We start from the raw sequence: 16,000 nt of genomic DNA, 5'->3' as shown, positions 1-16,000 counted from the left end.
TCACGTTGTTTGTTTCGTTTAGTTTTCAAAGTTCAATATCGCGTTTCAGCGACTTTTATAATTTAACATTTCGACTTGAATCTGTCAACAACTTTTTTCTTTCGTTCCTGACGACGCTTATTAATTTATCATATTACTAATCGATAAGTCAACGCTTTTTAAAAAAATGCCAAAATAAATTTATCTTGGCATTATATATAGCTTAATAATCACTAATGCAGCAACACCTGGCACCCCTAATAAACTTGATACCGTAGCCGTGCCCATGTTAATTGGAATATGAAAATCAAAATATGTCCCTGCAACATTCACAATAAATAGTAACGCTATACCTAAAGTGACATGAAAGAGTACTTTCCCTATAAAACGTATTGGTTTAGCAGAAACACCAAAAACAAGAAAAATAAAAACCAAAGCAAGAATGCCAACAATAATAATTGTAGAATTCATTTTTCCCTCCTTATGAATGACCTATACATATCCATTTGTATGGGACAAGACAATAAAAAAGAACATCTATAACATAACTCCTACCACTTCATCTTTATAACCTTTAATCAGTAATATTTCTTCTAAGCACTAACAATTAGATACAACTAATTCCATTCACACCTTTTCCTTCTCCTCTTTATATCCCAAAAATAAAGTAGCCCTGTTACTCATAAATAAATCGATAAAAAGCAAAAGGTCCCGCTTTAAAAAGCAGGACCTTTTACCATTGTTCCATTTTCACAGGACGACGTTTTGCTTCTTTTAACAAGAAAAAATATTTCGCCTCTGCTATTTTTAAAGAACAAAGTACATCTTGAGACGGCTCAACACTTTGTTCAACCAGTCTCTTCTGACGTAGCCATTCATTCTTTACCTTTTCTAATAATATAATTAACTTATCGTCATACTCTTTACGCAACTTACCCTTTTTTTGAAAGAACATTTTCCCTTCTCCTCTTATATCTCTCTACGGCCTTCTAAAGCTTTCGATAGCGTTACTTCATCTGCATATTCTAAATCTCCACCAACTGGCAGACCATGTGCAATACGAGTTACTTTAATCCCTGTTGGCTTTAAGAGGCGGGATATGTACATTGCTGTAGCTTCCCCTTCAATATTAGGGTTTGTTGCTAATATCACTTCTTGTACTGTTTCATCTTGTAGTCTCTTTAATAACTGCGGGATATTAATATCCTCAGGTCCAATTCCCTCCATTGGAGAAATGGCACCACGCAAAACATGATATACACCTTGATACTCTTTCATTTTTTCCATCGCAATTACATCTTTCGGCTCTTGTACTACACAAATAACCGATTGATCCCTATGCGAATCGTCACAAATATAACAAGGATCGCGGTCAGTGATATGCCCGCATATAGAACAATACGCTAAATCTCGCTTCGCATTCACAAGTGCTTTTGCAAAACCTAGTACATCATCCTCTTTCATATCTAACACGAAAAACGCCAATCGAACCGCTGTTTTCGGTCCGATTCCTGGTAACTTCATAAAACTATCGATTAATTTTGATATCGGTTCTGGATAATGCATATATCAATATCCTCCTAGAACATTCCACCTGGTAAGTTCATGCCTTTTGTAAATTTGCCCATTGTAGAGTTTGAAAGTTCATCAACCTTTTTAAGTGCATCATTCGTTGCAGCTAATACTAAGTCTTGTAACATTTCAATATCTTCTGGATCTACAACTTCTTCTTTAATTTTCACTTCAAGAACTTGCTTATGGCCATTTGCGATAACAGTAACCATTCCGCCACCAGCTGTACCTTCAACTGTTTTATCGCCAAGCTCTTCTTGTGCCTTCGCCATGTCTTTTTGCATCTTTTGCATTTGTTTCATCATATTATTCATATTTCCCATTCCGCCACGCATCATAATTAATTCCTCCTCATTATTATTACTCTTTTATTTCAATAAGTTCTTGCCCTACTAATTTTACAGCCTCTTCTATAAGAGGATCTTCTTTTTGTTCTGGGCTTTCTTCAGAATCCCCGCCTTCGCGTTGTAAAAAGTCTTCACGAATTTTACCCCATTCACTTTTTGGGATAGCAATCATATTTAACCTTTTACTTAACAATTCAAAAAGAGTTTGTTCCAATGTATCCATCGCTTCTCGATTTTCACTAGCCATTTTGCAATGAATCTCATATTGAAATGCTAACACATAAGTATCATCCGAAGCCGCAACTGGTTCACTATTTTCTAATAAAACAGCAAATGCTACTTTGTTATGTGACTTGAGTCTTCCTAACAATTCGCCCCATACAGCTTTTAACTGTTCTAAATCTTGACGCTTTGCTTGCTTTAACACTTCATTCACACGTCCAACAGGAATTTTCATATTTCCTGTTCGTACCGGTTTTGGTGTTGCCCGCGTCTCTCTTACTTCCTGCTGTACACCAGCTGGCACGCCATTCTTTTTAACTTGCTCTAACTCTTTCTCCAGTTGCTGCATCCTGTTCATAATCGCTTGTAAACGATCTGCGCCGTTTGCTTGCATCATAAACTGCTGACACAGTTGCACCATAACAACTTCCAAGAATATTCTTGGATGGTTTGTCCACTTCATCTCCTGTTGTCCCTTACTAAGGGTATGAATAATTTCATAGATTACTTCCGGTTGCATTTCTTCAATTAACGTACGGAATTGATCATCTACAATTACCCGTTCCAACATATGTTCTAATTGTGGTGAAGTTTGATATAAAAGCATATCACGATAGTAGTAAATGAAATCCTCCATAAAGCGAACTGGATCTTTCCCTTTACTCATCATCTCATCTATAATACGTAACGCCCTTGATACATCATTTTTACGTATACATTCTACCAGGTCACCTAAATATCGCTGAGATACAGATCCCGTTACAGCTAAAACATCTTCGCTCGTCACCGTCTCATCACTATAAGAAATAGCTTGATCGATAAGACTGAGCGCATCACGCATACCACCTTCAGCAGCACGCGCTACGATTTGTAACGCTTCATCTTCTACTTGCGTACCTTCATTTGTCACGACTGTCGATAACCTCTCCACGATATCATTTACTGATATATTTCGAAACTCAAAACGCTGACAACGTGAAATAATTGTAGCTGGAATCTTATGCGGTTCTGTTGTCGCCAGAATAAAAATAACATGTCCTGGCGGCTCTTCTAAAGTTTTCAAAAGCGCATTAAAGGCACCCATAGAAAGCATGTGAACTTCATCAATAATGTATACTTTATATCCTACAGCACTTGGAGCATATTTTACTTTATCTCTTATATCTCGAATTTCATCCACACCGTTATTTGAAGCCGCATCAATTTCTAATACATCTGAAATAGATCCTTGTGTAATTCCTAAACAAGAAGGACATTCATTACAAGGTTCAGCTACCGGGGCGTGCTCACAGTTAATTGCCTTTGCAAATACTTTTGCAATTGTCGTTTTCCCTGTTCCCCTCGGACCAGAAAACAAATAAGCATGTGAAGCTTTCTCTTGAAGAAGGGCATTTTGCAACGTTTTTGTCACGTGCTTTTGACCGACTACATCTTCAAATTTTTGCGGTCTCCATGTTCGGTATAACGCTTGGTATGACACGAAAATACGGCCTCCCTCAAAGGTTATTATCTCATTTATTATAACCCATTCTGTTTATAGATTCCAAAAGTTATTTTCCATACAAAAAACTCACCTTTATATTAAGGTGAGTTTTGTATACATATATAACTGCCGTGCACCTTCTGTCGATTACGTACCATAAGCGTTACTCAAGCAGTTAGCTCGGTTCAGGCACTCCTGCGGCACACGAGAAAACCCGCTTATTGCTGCTTCCTTCCGGACCTGACAAGGTTCACGGGGTCCCGTTGCGCAGGACCCAAACGTCAACACCACTTACTTAAGGCAGGCCTTACAGTAGCATAACCTCGAGAAGGGATTCAGCCTCGCTAGAGCGGATTGCGAGTATAGGGCACCGCTACCTCCCCGCTTAGCACGGCAAAGTTAAAACCAATATTCGGTTGCCTTGGATAAGGCATTATCAGTATAACTTGTTTTTTTACAAAATGCAAATACGTTAGTTACCATTACTTTTCTCTAGTTTTTTCGCTTCTTTTCTTTTCTTACGAAGCTCCCTAAAAAAAATCGTTAACAACGTACCACATTCCTCTTCAAGTACACCAGCCACTACTTCACACTGATGATTAAAACGCTCATCAGTTAAAAGATTCATCAATGTACCTGCACATCCACCTTTCGGATCGCTCGCTCCATATACAACCCTTTTTACACGCGATAAAACAATTCCCCCTGCACACATTGGACAAGGTTCTAATGTTACATATAACGTTGCATCTTCTAAACGCCATGTCCCTAATTTTTTGCAAGCTTCATCAATAGCTAAGAGCTCGGCGTGAGCTATTGATCTCTGTTCAGTTTCTCTTAAGTTATGCGCGACACTAATCACTTCATCATCTAGCACAATTACAGCACCAATTGGTACCTCTTGTATCGCCTCTGCCTTCTTTGCTTCCTCTATTGCTAACTGCATAAAATATATATCTCGCTCCATAATATAGTCCTTTCACCAAAAATAAAATACACTTTTTCATTTCTTGCAGGTGGGATAACTTTTGCAAATTCAATCCAACCTAAAGAAGAAAGAGAGGGAATTACATATGAAAAATACTGCCTTACTCATTATCGATATGATTAATGATTTTCAATTCTCCCACGGGCCCATCCTGGCACAGAAATGTGAAATTATAAAGAACCCCATTCTACAATTAAAGGACACAATGAAATCATTGGGCTATCCAATAATTTATGTCAATGATCACTATCAACTTTGGAGATCTGATATTAATCAACTTATTACTCATTGTACAAATAAGTATAGTAAAAATATTATCGAGGCCATTGCTCCGCATACTGACGATTACATTTTTATTAAACCACATTACTCTGCTTTTTATGAAACACCTTTGAATTCTTTATTAGGTTATTTAAAAATCGAAAATCTCATTTTAACAGGAATTGCCGGGAACATATGCATCCTTTTTACAGCTAATGATGCCCATATGAGAAATTATACACTTTATGTACCACGGGATTGCATCGCTTCTAATAACGAGCAAGATAATGAACATGCTTTAAAAATAATGGAGGCCACATTAAAGGCAAATATTGTACCGTCATCCCAAATAAAATTTAATTAATACATATCTATTTTCTAACTTTTTATATCAAATTAGTCCGCTCGCTCCCCTCTTGTGCTACAATAATTCTGTTTTGTGTTTTTAGTAGTCACGGTAAATCACTGATTGAAAGGAGGAAACAGCGTGACCGGAGTACCATTTATCACGGTTGAAGGACCAATTGGTGTTGGAAAAACTTCACTTGCGAAGGAACTTTCAACTCACATGCAACTCCACTTACTAAAAGAGATTGTTGATGAAAATCCTTTTTTAGGAAAATTCTATGAAGACATCGACGAATGGAGTTTTCAAACAGAGATGTTCTTTCTTTGTAATAGATACAAACAACTAGAGGATATTAACATAAAGTATTTGAATCAAAGGAAGCCTGTAGTAGCAGATTATCATATATTTAAAAATTTAATTTTTGCATCCCGTACATTAAAAGATGCTCAATATGACAAGTACATGCAAATTTATCGCATTCTTACGCAAGATATGCCTGTACCAAATGTCATCGTTTATTTAACAGCGAGCCTAGAAACATTACAAAAAAGAATTGCGATGCGCGGAAGAGAATTCGAAAAAAATATGGATCCAAATTACTTACTACAGCTTACAAAAGATTACGAAACAGCAATGGATGCTTTCAAAAAGGACCATCCAGATATTCCAGTATTGAAATTTAATGGAGACGATATGGATTTTGTAAGAAATCCTGATGATTTAAATGTCATCTTATCCGCTCTTCAAAATACTCTCTTGAAGGAGTCGAAATAACAATGAATTTAAGGCAAAAATATGATATACCAAATGATGCAGTTATCACTATTGCTGGAACAGTAGGTGTCGGTAAATCCACTATGACAACTGCATTAGCTAACGCTTTAGGTTATCGTACATCTTTTGAAAAAGTAGATTCTAATCCGTATTTGGACAAGTTCTATGCTGATTTCACACGCTGGAGCTTTCACTTACAAGTGTACTTTTTAGCAGAACGATTTAAAGAACAAAAAAGAATTTTCGAATATGGTGGCGGTTTTGTTCAAGATCGTTCTATCTATGAGGACACTGGTATTTTCGCAAAGATGCATCACGAAAAGGGTACAATGACTGAAACTGATTATGAAACATACAAAGGTTTATTTGATGCTATGGTCATGACTCCTTACTTCCCTCATCCAGACTTATTAATTTACCTAGAAGGTTCGTTTGATGATATTGTCGATCGTATTCAAGAACGAGGACGTCCAATGGAGCAGCAAACACCAATTGAGTATTGGAAAGAGATGCATGGACGTTACGATAACTGGATTAATAACTTTAATTCATGCCCTATTTTACGATTAAACATTAATGAATATGATATTTTAAAAGATGGCGATTCAATCGAACCAATCATTAAAAAAATTGGACATTTTTTAAAACAAACACGTAAACTTGTAAAATAAAAAACCCGTGCATATGCACGGGTTTTCCTATGAAATTACTTTTTCTTTTTCGTTGGAGCAATAATTTCACTCTCTGGCTTTCCAGCATTAATACGCTGACGAACAGTACTCGTACTAATATCATATGTTTCAGCAATCTCTTTAACGGTCATTTCTTTCCCGTTAATTACTGCTGTTAGTAATTTCCCTGTACGTTTTGGAGTTACTTCTTTTTGCACAGCTGGTTTTTCAGCTTCTTTTGGCACCTCTACTTTTTTTGCAACCTGTTTTACATCACAAGTGCAACCACAAAGTTTACGGAATGTATCATCACTTATAATGCGCGACACATTTGCACCACTGTTTAAAATTCTATTGTTCTTACAGACAGGACATTGTACATAATATAAAGTTTTTCCATCTAAAGGAAACGTTTGTATAATAAGATCCATGTTAACTCCTTTCATATCTATGAAGATAATCATCGGAATATGAGTGTGTAATAAGGACACTATATCCTTACATCATACTTTATGATTGGTTTTAAAATAAAAACTCGTTACGTGTTGGTAACGAGTTCTCCAATCTCCACTTATATGCGCTGTTGTCAATTATATCTGGAGGAGGTAGAGGGATTCGAACCCCCGCGCGACTCTCGCCGCCTGTCGGTTTTCAAGACCGATCCCTTCAGCCAGACTTGGGTATACCTCCATATTGACATCAAATATAATATCAAAAGAAAAACAGTTAGTCAACCCTACTATAATAAATTATGGGGAAAGGGAAATTTTACTTTCCCTCTCCTTTATGACACTGCTGACAACGCCCATAATTACCAATCACTCATACCGATGAATGTTTTAACTTATTTAATAACTGTTTTTCCTCCCATATAAGGGCGAAGAACTTCTGGAATTATAATTGTACCATCTTCTTGTTGGTAGTTCTCTAAAATAGCTGCCACTGTACGTCCAATTGCAAGACCAGATCCATTTAGTGTATGAACATGTTCCGGTTTGCCATTTGGCTCACGGCGGAAACGGATATTCGCACGTCTCGCTTGGAAAGCCTCAAAATTACTACAAGAAGAAATTTCACGATATGTGCCATAGCTTGGAATCCATACTTCAATATCGTATTTCTTCGCTGCTGTAAATCCTAAATCTCCTGTACACATGCTCATAACGCGATATGGTAACTCTAATAATTGTAACACGCGTTCTGCATCATTTGTTAATTTTTCTAACTCTTCGTAAGAATCTTCTGGTTTCACGAACTTCACAAGTTCAACTTTATTAAATTGGTGTTGGCGAATTAAACCGCGTGTATCACGACCAGCTGAACCTGCTTCAGAACGGAAGCATGAGCTAAACGCAGCATATCGTATCGGCAATTGCTCTTTACTCACAATCTCATCACGATGCATATTCGTTACAGGTACTTCAGCTGTTGGGATTAGGAAATAGTCTTCACTTTCAATACGGAATGCATCTTCTTCAAACTTCGGAAGTTGTCCTGTTCCTGTCATACTTGCACGGTTTACCATATAAGGAGGCAATACTTCCTCATATCCATGCTCATCAGTATGAAGGTCAAGCATAAAGCTAATCAAAGCACGTTCTAATCTTGCACCAGCACCTTTGTAAAATACAAATCGGCTTCCTGTTACTTTCCCAGCACGTTCAAAATCTAAAATCCCTAAATCAGTAGCAAGGTCCCAATGCGGTTTTGGCTCATAAGTAAATTCTTTCACTTCTCCCCAAGTACGTGCTACTACGTTATCATCCTCTGTTTCACCTATTGGAGCAGATTCATGAGGGATATTTGGGATAGATAGCATTAATCTTTCTAAATCTTCTTCAACTGTACGAAGCTCATTATCAAGATCTTTTACTTTTTCCCCAACTTCACGCATTTCTAGAATTAGAGCTTCCGCATCTTTCTTTTCACGCTTTAATACTGAAATTTGTTGAGATACTTCGTTACGTTTACTTTTTAGTTCTTCAGTTTGAACAAGTAGCTCTCTTCTTCTCGTATCAAGTTCTTCAAAGCGACCAAAATCCGTTAAATCTTCGCCTCTATGCTGTAATTTTGCTTTTACCTCTTCAAAATTTGTACGTAAAAATTTAATATCAAGCATTATATACTCCTCCTTTTATTTTATAAAACACAAAAAACTCCCGTCCCTATATAAAGGGACGGAAGTTAACCCGCGTTGCCACCCTAGTTGAAAGCATTACCGCTTTCCTCTCAAGTAGAAATAACGGCTCTTCACCGGGAATGCTTACTAATCAAAAGATATTCCACATTCCATTCCAGGATGGATTCACAAACTGTTTCTATCGATTTCCACCAACCATCGACTCTCTATAAGAAACAACATTTGTTACTACTTCCTATCAACACGCTTATTTTATAAAATTGTTACCATCAATTTACTATAATCTTATACAAGTTGCAAGTTACTTATACAACTTTTTTCATTTTCGCTTCTTTTACCATCTCTACAAAGTATGCTGTTACACGGTGATCATCCGTTAATTCTGGATGGAAAGAAGCAGCTAAAAACTGACATTGTCTTACCGCTACCATTCGATCGCCATGTGTAGAAAGTACTTCAACATCATCAGCTACATTTACAACATACGGAGCACGGATAAATACACCAACAAAGTCTTCCCCCACACCCTTCATTGAAAGTGCAGCTTCAAAACTATCTTTTTGGCGTCCGAACGCATTGCGCTCAACCGTAATATCCATAGCACCAATATGTGCTTCTTCATAGCCAATAAGTGTTTTCGCAAGAAGAATCATTCCTGCACATGTACCAAACATTGGTTTACCAGACTTCGCAAATGTACGAAGAGGCTCCATGAAAGCATACTTATCAATAAGACGGCGCATTGTTGTACTTTCACCGCCTGGTAAAATAAGACCATCAATTTCTTCAAGTTGTTCTATACGCTTTACAACAACAGCTTCTGCACCACTTGCTTCAACTGATTTCACATGCTCACGAACAGCACCTTGAAGACCTAGCACACCGATTTTCACCATTTTAAAGATCTCCTTTAATTACCATCCACGCTCTTGCATGCGTTGTTCTGGTAATAACGTTGAAATTTCGACACCTTTCATTGCATTACCTAATCCTTTAGAAAGGCTTGCAATTAGTTCGTAATCTTCATAATGAGTCGTTGCTTCAACGATTGCACGTGCAAATTTCTCTGGGTTTTCTGATTTGAAGATACCAGATCCAACAAATACACCATCAGCACCAAGTTGCATCATTAACGCTGCATCTGCAGGTGTTGCTACACCACCTGCTGCAAAGTTTACAACTGGTAAACGACCAAGGCGTTTAATTTCAAGTAGTACTTCATAAGGAGCACCAGTATTTTTTGCATATGTCATTAACTCATCTTCACGTAGACTCGCAACTTGACGGATTTCTGCATTGACTTGGCGCATATGACGCACTGCCTCTACAATGTTTCCTGTTCCAGGCTCACCTTTTGTACGAAGCATAGCTGCACCTTCTGCAATACGACGTGCAGCTTCTCCGATATCACGGCAACCACATACAAACGGAACTGTGTAATCACGTTTATTTAAATGGTATACTTCATCAGCAGGAGTTAATACTTCACTCTCATCGATATAGTCTACCCCTAATGATTCTAATACACGTGCTTCTACAAGGTGACCGATACGGCATTTTGCCATAACCGGAATTGACACAGCACCCATAACTTCTTCAACAATTGTTGGATCTGCCATACGAGAAACGCCACCTACTGCACGAATATCTGCAGGTACACGCTCTAATGCCATAACAGCAACTGCGCCTGCCTCTTCTGCAATCCTTGCTTGCTCAGCGTTAACTACGTCCATAATAACGCCGCCTTTTTGCATTTCTGCCATTCCACGTTTTACACGTTCTGTCCCTGTTACATTTGTCATGTACAAAAACCCCCCTAGGTGAATTGCTTTCCCCCGTTAAAGAAGAAAATTAAGAATACTCTTACATTCTACCACTAACTATCTGATGCTTGTCCACTACTTTTTCATAAAGTCGGTATGAAAAATAGGAATAAGAAAAAGCTCCTACAATGAGGAGCTTTTAAAACCAACCTTTTACTGTATCAACAGCACTATTCCACATACCACTAAAGAAAGAACCAATTCCGCGCATAGAACGTGTGAACCAGCCTGCCTCTTCTACTTCAGACTTTGTTATAAGGTCTACCTGTAATGATTTTCCTGATAAAAATCCAGGGTCATTACTATCTTTAGACGTTACAACCATTTGGCCAAGTGCAACTCCTTTTTTCATAGGTGCTTCTTGTCCCTTATTTCCTTCTTTAAATTCTGTTTTATAAACGTCTTTACTTCCCTTTGGCACCGGAAGTGAAACAGCTTGCTTCGTTTGAACTGCTACATCTTTATCTTTCGCATTTTCAACTCTTACTGTTTCTTTTCCTTTGACCGAAGAATCTTTTTCATACATTTTCTTCATTTCAAAGTTAGCAAAGCCATAATCATATAATTTCTTTGTCTCATCAAATCTTGCTGTATGAGATTTTGTTTTAATAACTACAGAAATGAAACGCATACCATTTCTTTCAATCGTACCAGTGAAACAATCTCCTGCTTCTGGAGTTGATCCTGTTTTCAGACCATCTACGCCTTCATATTCCTTAATCAACCCTTTTAACATCCAGTTCCAGTTAGGCATTTCGATCCGATCCGGAGTACCCTCACGGAATACTTTTTTTGAAATTTTTGCTATGTCTAATGTTTTAGGGAAATCTTGAATAAGACGTTGTGCTAAAATTGCTACATCTCTCGCAGACATTTTATTTTCTTCATCTGGAGTTGTCCCTTCAGGATGGTGTCCTTTTAAATCTTTGTTCGTTAAGCCCGTAGAATTTACAAACTTATAATTTTTTAATCCAAACTCTTTCGATTTATCATTCATCATTTTTACAAAGTCTACTTCTTTTCCAGCAACTGCTTCAGCTAAAGCTATTGTTGCACCATTAGCAGAATAAATTGCCATTGCTTCGTATAGCTCTTTTACTGTATAAGACTCACCGTTTCGTAGAGGCACATTCGATAATGAACGATCTTGCGAAATGTTATACGCATATTCGGAAACCTTAACTTTTTGATCCCATTTTAGTTTCCCTTTCGCAACAGCCTCGTTCACTAGGTATTCACTCATCATTTTTGTCATACTAGCAATTGATAATAACTCATCTGCATTCTTTTGATATACAATTTTCCCAGAATTCGCTTCTACTAAAATTGCCGCACCTGCTTCAATGTTTAAAGCGGCTCCTGTTTCTGCTGATGCATTGCTATATGGTACAAGCATGCTACAAGCTATTGTAAGCACTGTTACCAACGCAATGAATCTTTTGCAAAACATACCTTTCACTTTTGCTACCCCCAATATCTATGTACTCACATAACCGTTATTCTAACATAATCAAAAAAAAATAGACAGAGATATCAAATCTCCGTCTATTTACATATAAGACATTATAATGAGTAGTTTGGAGCCTCTTTTGTAATCTGTACGTGATGAGGATGGCTTTCACGTAAACCAGCACCTGACATACGAATGAACTGCGCATTCTCACGTAAGAATTCTAAATTCTGTGCTCCGCAGTATCCCATACCTGCACGTAATCCACCAACTAATTGATGAACTGTATCTGCTAAAGGTCCTTTATATGGTACTCGTCCTTCAATACCTTCTGGAACAAGTTTTTTGTTTCCTTCTTGGAAGTAGCGATCTTTACTTCCTTTTTCCATTGCTCCAACAGAACCCATACCACGATATACTTTAAATTGACGGCCTTGGTAAATTTCAGTTTCTCCAGGGCTTTCAGCTACACCAGCGAACATACTACCTAGCATAACAACGTGTGCCCCTGCCGCTAAAGCTTTAACCATATCACCAGAGTACTTAACACCGCCATCTGCAATAACTGGAATACCGTGTTTACGAGCTTCAGTTGCACAATCATAAACTGCTGTTAATTGTGGTACACCAACTCCAGCTACAACACGCGTTGTACAAATAGAACCTGGTCCGATACCAACTTTAACTACATTTGCACCAGCTTCAATTAATGCTTTCGTTGCTTCAGCTGTAGCAACATTTCCAGCAATAATATTTAGTGCTGGATATTTTGCGCGAACTTCTTTTACTTTTTCAATAACACCTTGAGAATGTCCATGAGCTGTATCAAGTACAATTGCATCTACACTCGCTTTTACTAATGCATCGATACGAAGCATTGCATCAGCTGTTACACCAACTGCTGCTCCAACCAATAAGCGTCCTTGCTTATCCTTTGCAGAGTTTGGAAATTCAATTACTTTTTCAATATCTTTTATTGTAATAAGCCCTTGTAATACACCGCTATTATCAACAAGAGGAAGCTTTTCAATTTTATACTTTTGTAGGATCTTTTCAGCTTCTCCTAGTGTAGTACCAACTGGGGCTGTAATTAACTGTTCTTTTGTCATTACGTCAGAAATTTTGATTGAGTAGTCTTGGATGAAGCGCATATCACGGTTTGTAATAATACCAACTAATTTTCGCTCATCTAAATTATTTACAACTGGTACACCTGAGATGCGGTATTTTCCCATAAGATGTTCCGCATCATATACTTGATGTTCTGGAGTTAAAAAGAATGGATCTGAAATAACGCCGCTTTCAGAGCGTTTTACTTTGTCAACTTGCTCTGCCTGATGCTCAATAGACATATTCTTATGGATGATTCCTAAACCACCTTGACGAGCCATTGCAATAGCCATATCAGCTTCTGTTACTGTATCCATTCCTGCACTAATTAACGGGATGTTTAACTGTAAGCTTTCAGATAAAACTGTTTTAACACTTACTTCTCTTGGTAATATATCTGACTTTGCTGGTACAAGTAATACATCATCAAAAGTCAAACCTTCTTTAACAAATTTAGATTCCCACATAATTGTTCCCCCCATAATACCAGAAATTATTATTAGTAGCTTATCAATTGGTTAAAATACTGTCAAGAAAGTATTAATATGTTAGAATTTTTAGACAATAAAAGGAGCGTAATATATGCATCATACACCTTGTGCTTGGCAGCAATTAAGTTTCTTCTTTTCATCTCAAAACGTACAACATTATCTTGCCCGTTGTTATGAAAAATCCTCGATTCAGGATGCCGAAAAAAAAAGTTTTGAAAATTGTTATCCATTTATTTATTACTTAGAACACGGTAAAAATTATTATGAATTATATAAAACAGCGCCATTTTCCATTCAGCCAATGCTGTTATTTTATGGAATGGGACAACTTTTTAAAGCTTGTTTATTAACTATTAATCCAAACTATCCAGAATCAACAACCGTTTTAGCACATGGAGTGACAACCCGCAAACGAAAAAAACAAGGATATCAATTTTTAGAAGATGAGGTGAAAATACAGAAAAACGGACTATTTACTCACGCTGCAGAACAACTGTTTCACATGAAACACTTGGAAACAGAAAAGTTTAATATGTTAGAGTTAATGGGAAAAATCCCTGAGTTACAACATTTATTTCGCTATAGTCAAAAAGGAACAACATTATATAAAATCGATTCAACAAATAAAAATGAGCTCTCCTTTTCAGTCAACATACTAGATCGACTACATATGACTAAAGAGAGATTTTCTCGTTACATCGAAACAGCTTGTAAGCATTTATCAATACAACACGTACCTGAGAAAAATAATGAATTAAATGTGTTTTTTTCAGCACCCATTCAATCATGGAATCCTATGTATAGCACACCTTTATACTACGAGTATCTTGCTGATACTTATTATTTACCACTTACGAACGACCCTAGAAACTCTAAGCCAGTGTTGCCTGAGCTCCTTGTTCATTATTTATTGCTCTATAATTTAAGTATGATTTCGAGGTATGAAACAGATTGGTGGTATGACTTACTTGGAAGCTATGGATCTGAAGATTATCCATTTATTTATCAGTTTCTCAATATTTCTGCTCAAAAAATCCCTTACTATATTTCAGCATTTTTACTAACGGAATCCAGCCTATTTCATGGGAAATAAAAAAACACAAGTCAAAAGACTTGTGTTTTTATCTTGCTTGGCAACGTCCTACTCTCACAGGGACAAGGTCCCAACTACCATCGGCGCTAGAGAGCTTAACTTCCGTGTTCGGTATGGGAACGGGTGTGACCTCTCTGCCATCATCACCAAACTATTGAAGGTATATTCCTTCAAAACTAGATAACATTGCTTCATATTATATGGTTAAGTCCTCGATCTATTAGTATTCGTCAGCTCCACATGTCACCATGCTTCCACCTCGAACCTATCAACCTGATCATCTTTCAGGGATCTTACTAGCTTACGCTATGGGAAATCTCATCTTGAGGGGGGCTTCATGCTTAGATGCTTTCAGCACTTATCCCTTCCGCACATAGCTACCCAGCTATGCCCTTGGCAGAACAACTGGTACACCAGCGGTGCGTCCATCCCGGTCCTCTCGTACTAAGGACAGCTCCTCTCAAATTTCCTGCGCCCACGACGGATAGGGACCGAACTGTCTCACGACGTTCTGAACCCAGCTCGCGTACCGCTTTAATGGGCGAACAGCCCAACCCTTGGGACCGACTACAGCCCCAGGATGCGATGAGCCGACATCGAGGTGCCAAACCTCCCCGTCGATGTGGACTCTTGGGGGAGATAAGCCTGTTATCCCCGGGGTAGCTTTTATCCGTTGAGCGATGGCCCTTCCATGCGGAACCACCGGATCACTAAGCCCGACTTTCGTCCCTGCTCGACTTGTAGGTCTCGCAGTCAAGCTCCCTTATGCCTTTGCACTCTACGAATGATTTCCAACCATTCTGAGGGAACCTTTGGGCGCCTCCGTTACACTTTAGGAGGCGACCGCCCCAGTCAAACTGCCCACCTGACACTGTCTCCCGGGTCGATAAGACCCGTAGGTTAGAATTTCAATACAGTCAGGGCGGTATCCCACCAGCGCCTCCACCGAAGCTAGCGCTCCGGTTTCAATGGCTCCCGCCTATCCTGTACAAACTGTACCAAAATTCAATATCAGGCTACAGTAAAGCTCCACGGGGTCTTTCCGTCCTGTCGCGGGTAACCTGCATCTTCACAGGTACTATAATTTCACCGAGTCTCTGGTTGAGACAGTGCCCAAATCGTTACACCTTTCGTGCGGGTCGGAACTTACCCGACAAGGAATTTCGCTACCTTAGGACCGTTATAGTTACGGCCGCCGTTTACTGGGGCTTCAGTTCAGAGCTTCGCTTACGCTAACCCCTCTCCTT

General features: G+C 38.3%; 16 protein-coding genes, 1 tRNA gene, 2 rRNA genes, 1 other RNA gene and 1 other annotated feature (1 of these 21 running past the window's edge). Of the genes, 4 read left to right on the top strand and 16 right to left on the bottom strand.

What is annotated here, in order from left to right:
- Positions 1-180 precede the first annotated feature (180 nt).
- The 7 genes from MKX77_RS26810 to tadA all read right to left on the bottom strand — a co-directional run bounded on the left by MKX77_RS26810 (position 181) and on the right by tadA (position 4,570).
- A complete protein-coding gene (locus MKX77_RS26810) occupies positions 181-450 on the bottom strand; it encodes a pro-sigmaK processing inhibitor BofA family protein (RefSeq protein ID WP_341308245.1) in 270 nt (89 codons plus the stop codon).
- A gap of 262 nt (positions 451-712) precedes the next feature.
- Positions 713-934 (bottom strand): YaaL family protein, encoded by a 222-nt coding sequence (locus tag MKX77_RS26805; protein WP_002159647.1) that lies wholly within the window; start codon positions 932-934, stop codon positions 713-715.
- A gap of 14 nt (positions 935-948) precedes the next feature.
- Positions 949-1,545, bottom strand: coding sequence for a recombination protein RecR (gene recR / locus MKX77_RS26800; protein ID WP_215554928.1), 597 nt, complete (start codon positions 1,543-1,545; stop codon positions 949-951).
- A 14-nt stretch (positions 1,546-1,559) separates the two neighbouring features.
- Positions 1,560-1,886, bottom strand: coding sequence for a YbaB/EbfC family nucleoid-associated protein (locus tag MKX77_RS26795; protein ID WP_215556545.1), 327 nt, complete (start codon positions 1,884-1,886; stop codon positions 1,560-1,562).
- Positions 1,887-1,911: 25 nt separating this feature from the next.
- Positions 1,912-3,600 carry a DNA polymerase III subunit gamma/tau gene (dnaX, locus tag MKX77_RS26790; protein WP_341308244.1) on the bottom strand — a complete coding sequence of 563 codons (1,689 nt, stop codon included), beginning with the start codon at positions 3,598-3,600 and terminating at the stop codon, positions 1,912-1,914.
- 132 nt (positions 3,601-3,732) lie between these two features.
- Positions 3,733-3,997: signal recognition particle sRNA large type (gene ffs / locus MKX77_RS26785), an RNA gene on the bottom strand.
- A gap of 78 nt (positions 3,998-4,075) precedes the next feature.
- Positions 4,076-4,570 carry a tRNA adenosine(34) deaminase TadA gene (gene tadA, locus MKX77_RS26780; RefSeq protein ID WP_002151937.1) on the bottom strand — a complete coding sequence of 165 codons (495 nt, stop codon included), beginning with the start codon at positions 4,568-4,570 and terminating at the stop codon, positions 4,076-4,078.
- Positions 4,571-4,676: 106 nt separating this feature from the next.
- On the opposite strand from tadA, the gene MKX77_RS26775 reads away from it, so the two are divergent.
- From MKX77_RS26775 to MKX77_RS26765, 3 genes are all read left to right on the top strand, one after another.
- Positions 4,677-5,216 (top strand): isochorismatase family cysteine hydrolase, encoded by a 540-nt coding sequence (locus tag MKX77_RS26775; protein WP_002107274.1) that lies wholly within the window; start codon positions 4,677-4,679, stop codon positions 5,214-5,216.
- Positions 5,217-5,339: 123 nt separating this feature from the next.
- Positions 5,340-5,975, top strand: coding sequence for a deoxynucleoside kinase (locus MKX77_RS26770; RefSeq protein ID WP_002159650.1), 636 nt, complete (start codon positions 5,340-5,342; stop codon positions 5,973-5,975).
- 2 nt (positions 5,976-5,977) lie between these two features.
- A complete protein-coding gene (locus tag MKX77_RS26765; RefSeq protein WP_002107272.1) occupies positions 5,978-6,646 on the top strand; it encodes a deoxynucleoside kinase in 669 nt (222 codons plus the stop codon).
- Positions 6,647-6,681: 35 nt separating this feature from the next.
- On the opposite strand, the gene MKX77_RS26760 is transcribed toward MKX77_RS26765, so the two are convergent.
- The 7 genes from MKX77_RS26760 to guaB form a co-directional block, all read right to left on the bottom strand.
- On the bottom strand, positions 6,682-7,077 hold the full coding sequence (locus tag MKX77_RS26760; protein ID WP_002107271.1) for a DUF3797 domain-containing protein: 396 nt from the start codon (positions 7,075-7,077) through the stop codon (positions 6,682-6,684).
- A gap of 166 nt (positions 7,078-7,243) precedes the next feature.
- A tRNA-Ser gene (locus tag MKX77_RS26755) sits at positions 7,244-7,336 on the bottom strand.
- Positions 7,337-7,490: 154 nt separating this feature from the next.
- A complete protein-coding gene (serS, locus tag MKX77_RS26750; protein ID WP_002009617.1) occupies positions 7,491-8,765 on the bottom strand; it encodes a serine--tRNA ligase in 1,275 nt (424 codons plus the stop codon).
- Between the two features lie 51 nt (positions 8,766-8,816).
- Positions 8,817-9,037: a binding site (T-box leader), on the bottom strand.
- A gap of 54 nt (positions 9,038-9,091) precedes the next feature.
- A complete protein-coding gene (pdxT, locus tag MKX77_RS26745; protein ID WP_002151931.1) occupies positions 9,092-9,682 on the bottom strand; it encodes a pyridoxal 5'-phosphate synthase glutaminase subunit PdxT in 591 nt (196 codons plus the stop codon).
- Positions 9,683-9,700: 18 nt separating this feature from the next.
- Positions 9,701-10,588: a pyridoxal 5'-phosphate synthase lyase subunit PdxS gene (pdxS, locus tag MKX77_RS26740; RefSeq protein WP_341308243.1), complete on the bottom strand. Its 888-nt coding sequence runs from the start codon at positions 10,586-10,588 to the stop codon at positions 9,701-9,703.
- Between the two features lie 160 nt (positions 10,589-10,748).
- The gene (locus tag MKX77_RS26735; protein WP_341308257.1) at positions 10,749-12,059 is read right to left on the bottom strand and encodes a D-alanyl-D-alanine carboxypeptidase family protein; all 1,311 of its coding nucleotides are present in this window, start codon (positions 12,057-12,059) and stop codon (positions 10,749-10,751) included.
- 113 nt (positions 12,060-12,172) lie between these two features.
- Complete coding sequence (gene guaB / locus MKX77_RS26730) at positions 12,173-13,636, bottom strand: IMP dehydrogenase (RefSeq protein ID WP_002159656.1); 1,464 nt, start codon at positions 13,634-13,636, stop codon at positions 12,173-12,175.
- A 115-nt stretch (positions 13,637-13,751) separates the two neighbouring features.
- On the opposite strand from guaB, the gene MKX77_RS26725 reads away from it, so the two are divergent.
- Positions 13,752-14,753 (top strand): YaaC family protein, encoded by a 1,002-nt coding sequence (locus tag MKX77_RS26725; protein ID WP_215554926.1) that lies wholly within the window; start codon positions 13,752-13,754, stop codon positions 14,751-14,753.
- 35 nt (positions 14,754-14,788) lie between these two features.
- On the opposite strand, the gene rrf is transcribed toward MKX77_RS26725, so the two are convergent.
- A 5S ribosomal RNA gene (gene rrf, locus MKX77_RS26720) occupies positions 14,789-14,904 on the bottom strand.
- Positions 14,905-14,953: 49 nt separating this feature from the next.
- Positions 14,954-16,000: ribosomal RNA gene (locus MKX77_RS26715) — 23S ribosomal RNA — on the bottom strand (it continues 1,875 nt past the right edge of the window).

The organism is Bacillus sp. FSL R9-9410, from assembly GCF_038050385.1.
In the GTDB taxonomy this organism is placed as follows: domain Bacteria; phylum Bacillota; class Bacilli; order Bacillales; family Bacillaceae_G; genus Bacillus_A; species Bacillus_A cereus_U.
Note: the sequence above shows the minus strand (reverse complement) of the source record. Positions and strands in the feature narration are given on the sequence as shown.

Excerpts from the sequence above, each read along its gene's own strand:
- MKX77_RS26810 (WP_341308245.1), bottom strand. The coding sequence starts at position 450 with ATGAATTCTACAATTATTATTGTTGGCATTCTTGCTTTGGTTTTTATT.
- MKX77_RS26805 (WP_002159647.1), bottom strand. The coding sequence starts at position 934 with ATGTTCTTTCAAAAAAAGGGTAAGTTGCGTAAAGAGTATGACGATAAG.
- recR (WP_215554928.1), bottom strand. The coding sequence starts at position 1,545 with ATGCATTATCCAGAACCGATATCAAAATTAATCGATAGTTTTATGAAG.
- MKX77_RS26795 (WP_215556545.1), bottom strand. The coding sequence starts at position 1,886 with ATGCGTGGCGGAATGGGAAATATGAATAATATGATGAAACAAATGCAA.
- tadA (WP_002151937.1), bottom strand. The coding sequence starts at position 4,570 with ATGGAGCGAGATATATATTTTATGCAGTTAGCAATAGAGGAAGCAAAG.
- MKX77_RS26775 (WP_002107274.1), top strand. The coding sequence starts at position 4,677 with ATGAAAAATACTGCCTTACTCATTATCGATATGATTAATGATTTTCAA.
- MKX77_RS26765 (WP_002107272.1), top strand. The coding sequence starts at position 5,978 with ATGAATTTAAGGCAAAAATATGATATACCAAATGATGCAGTTATCACT.
- MKX77_RS26760 (WP_002107271.1), bottom strand. The coding sequence starts at position 7,077 with ATGGATCTTATTATACAAACGTTTCCTTTAGATGGAAAAACTTTATAT.
- serS (WP_002009617.1), bottom strand. The coding sequence starts at position 8,765 with ATGCTTGATATTAAATTTTTACGTACAAATTTTGAAGAGGTAAAAGCA.
- pdxT (WP_002151931.1), bottom strand. The coding sequence starts at position 9,682 with ATGGTGAAAATCGGTGTGCTAGGTCTTCAAGGTGCTGTTCGTGAGCAT.
- pdxS (WP_341308243.1), bottom strand. The coding sequence starts at position 10,588 with ATGACAAATGTAACAGGGACAGAACGTGTAAAACGTGGAATGGCAGAA.
- MKX77_RS26735 (WP_341308257.1), bottom strand. The coding sequence starts at position 12,059 with ATGTTTTGCAAAAGATTCATTGCGTTGGTAACAGTGCTTACAATAGCT.
- guaB (WP_002159656.1), bottom strand. The coding sequence starts at position 13,636 with ATGTGGGAATCTAAATTTGTTAAAGAAGGTTTGACTTTTGATGATGTA.
- MKX77_RS26725 (WP_215554926.1), top strand. The coding sequence starts at position 13,752 with ATGCATCATACACCTTGTGCTTGGCAGCAATTAAGTTTCTTCTTTTCA.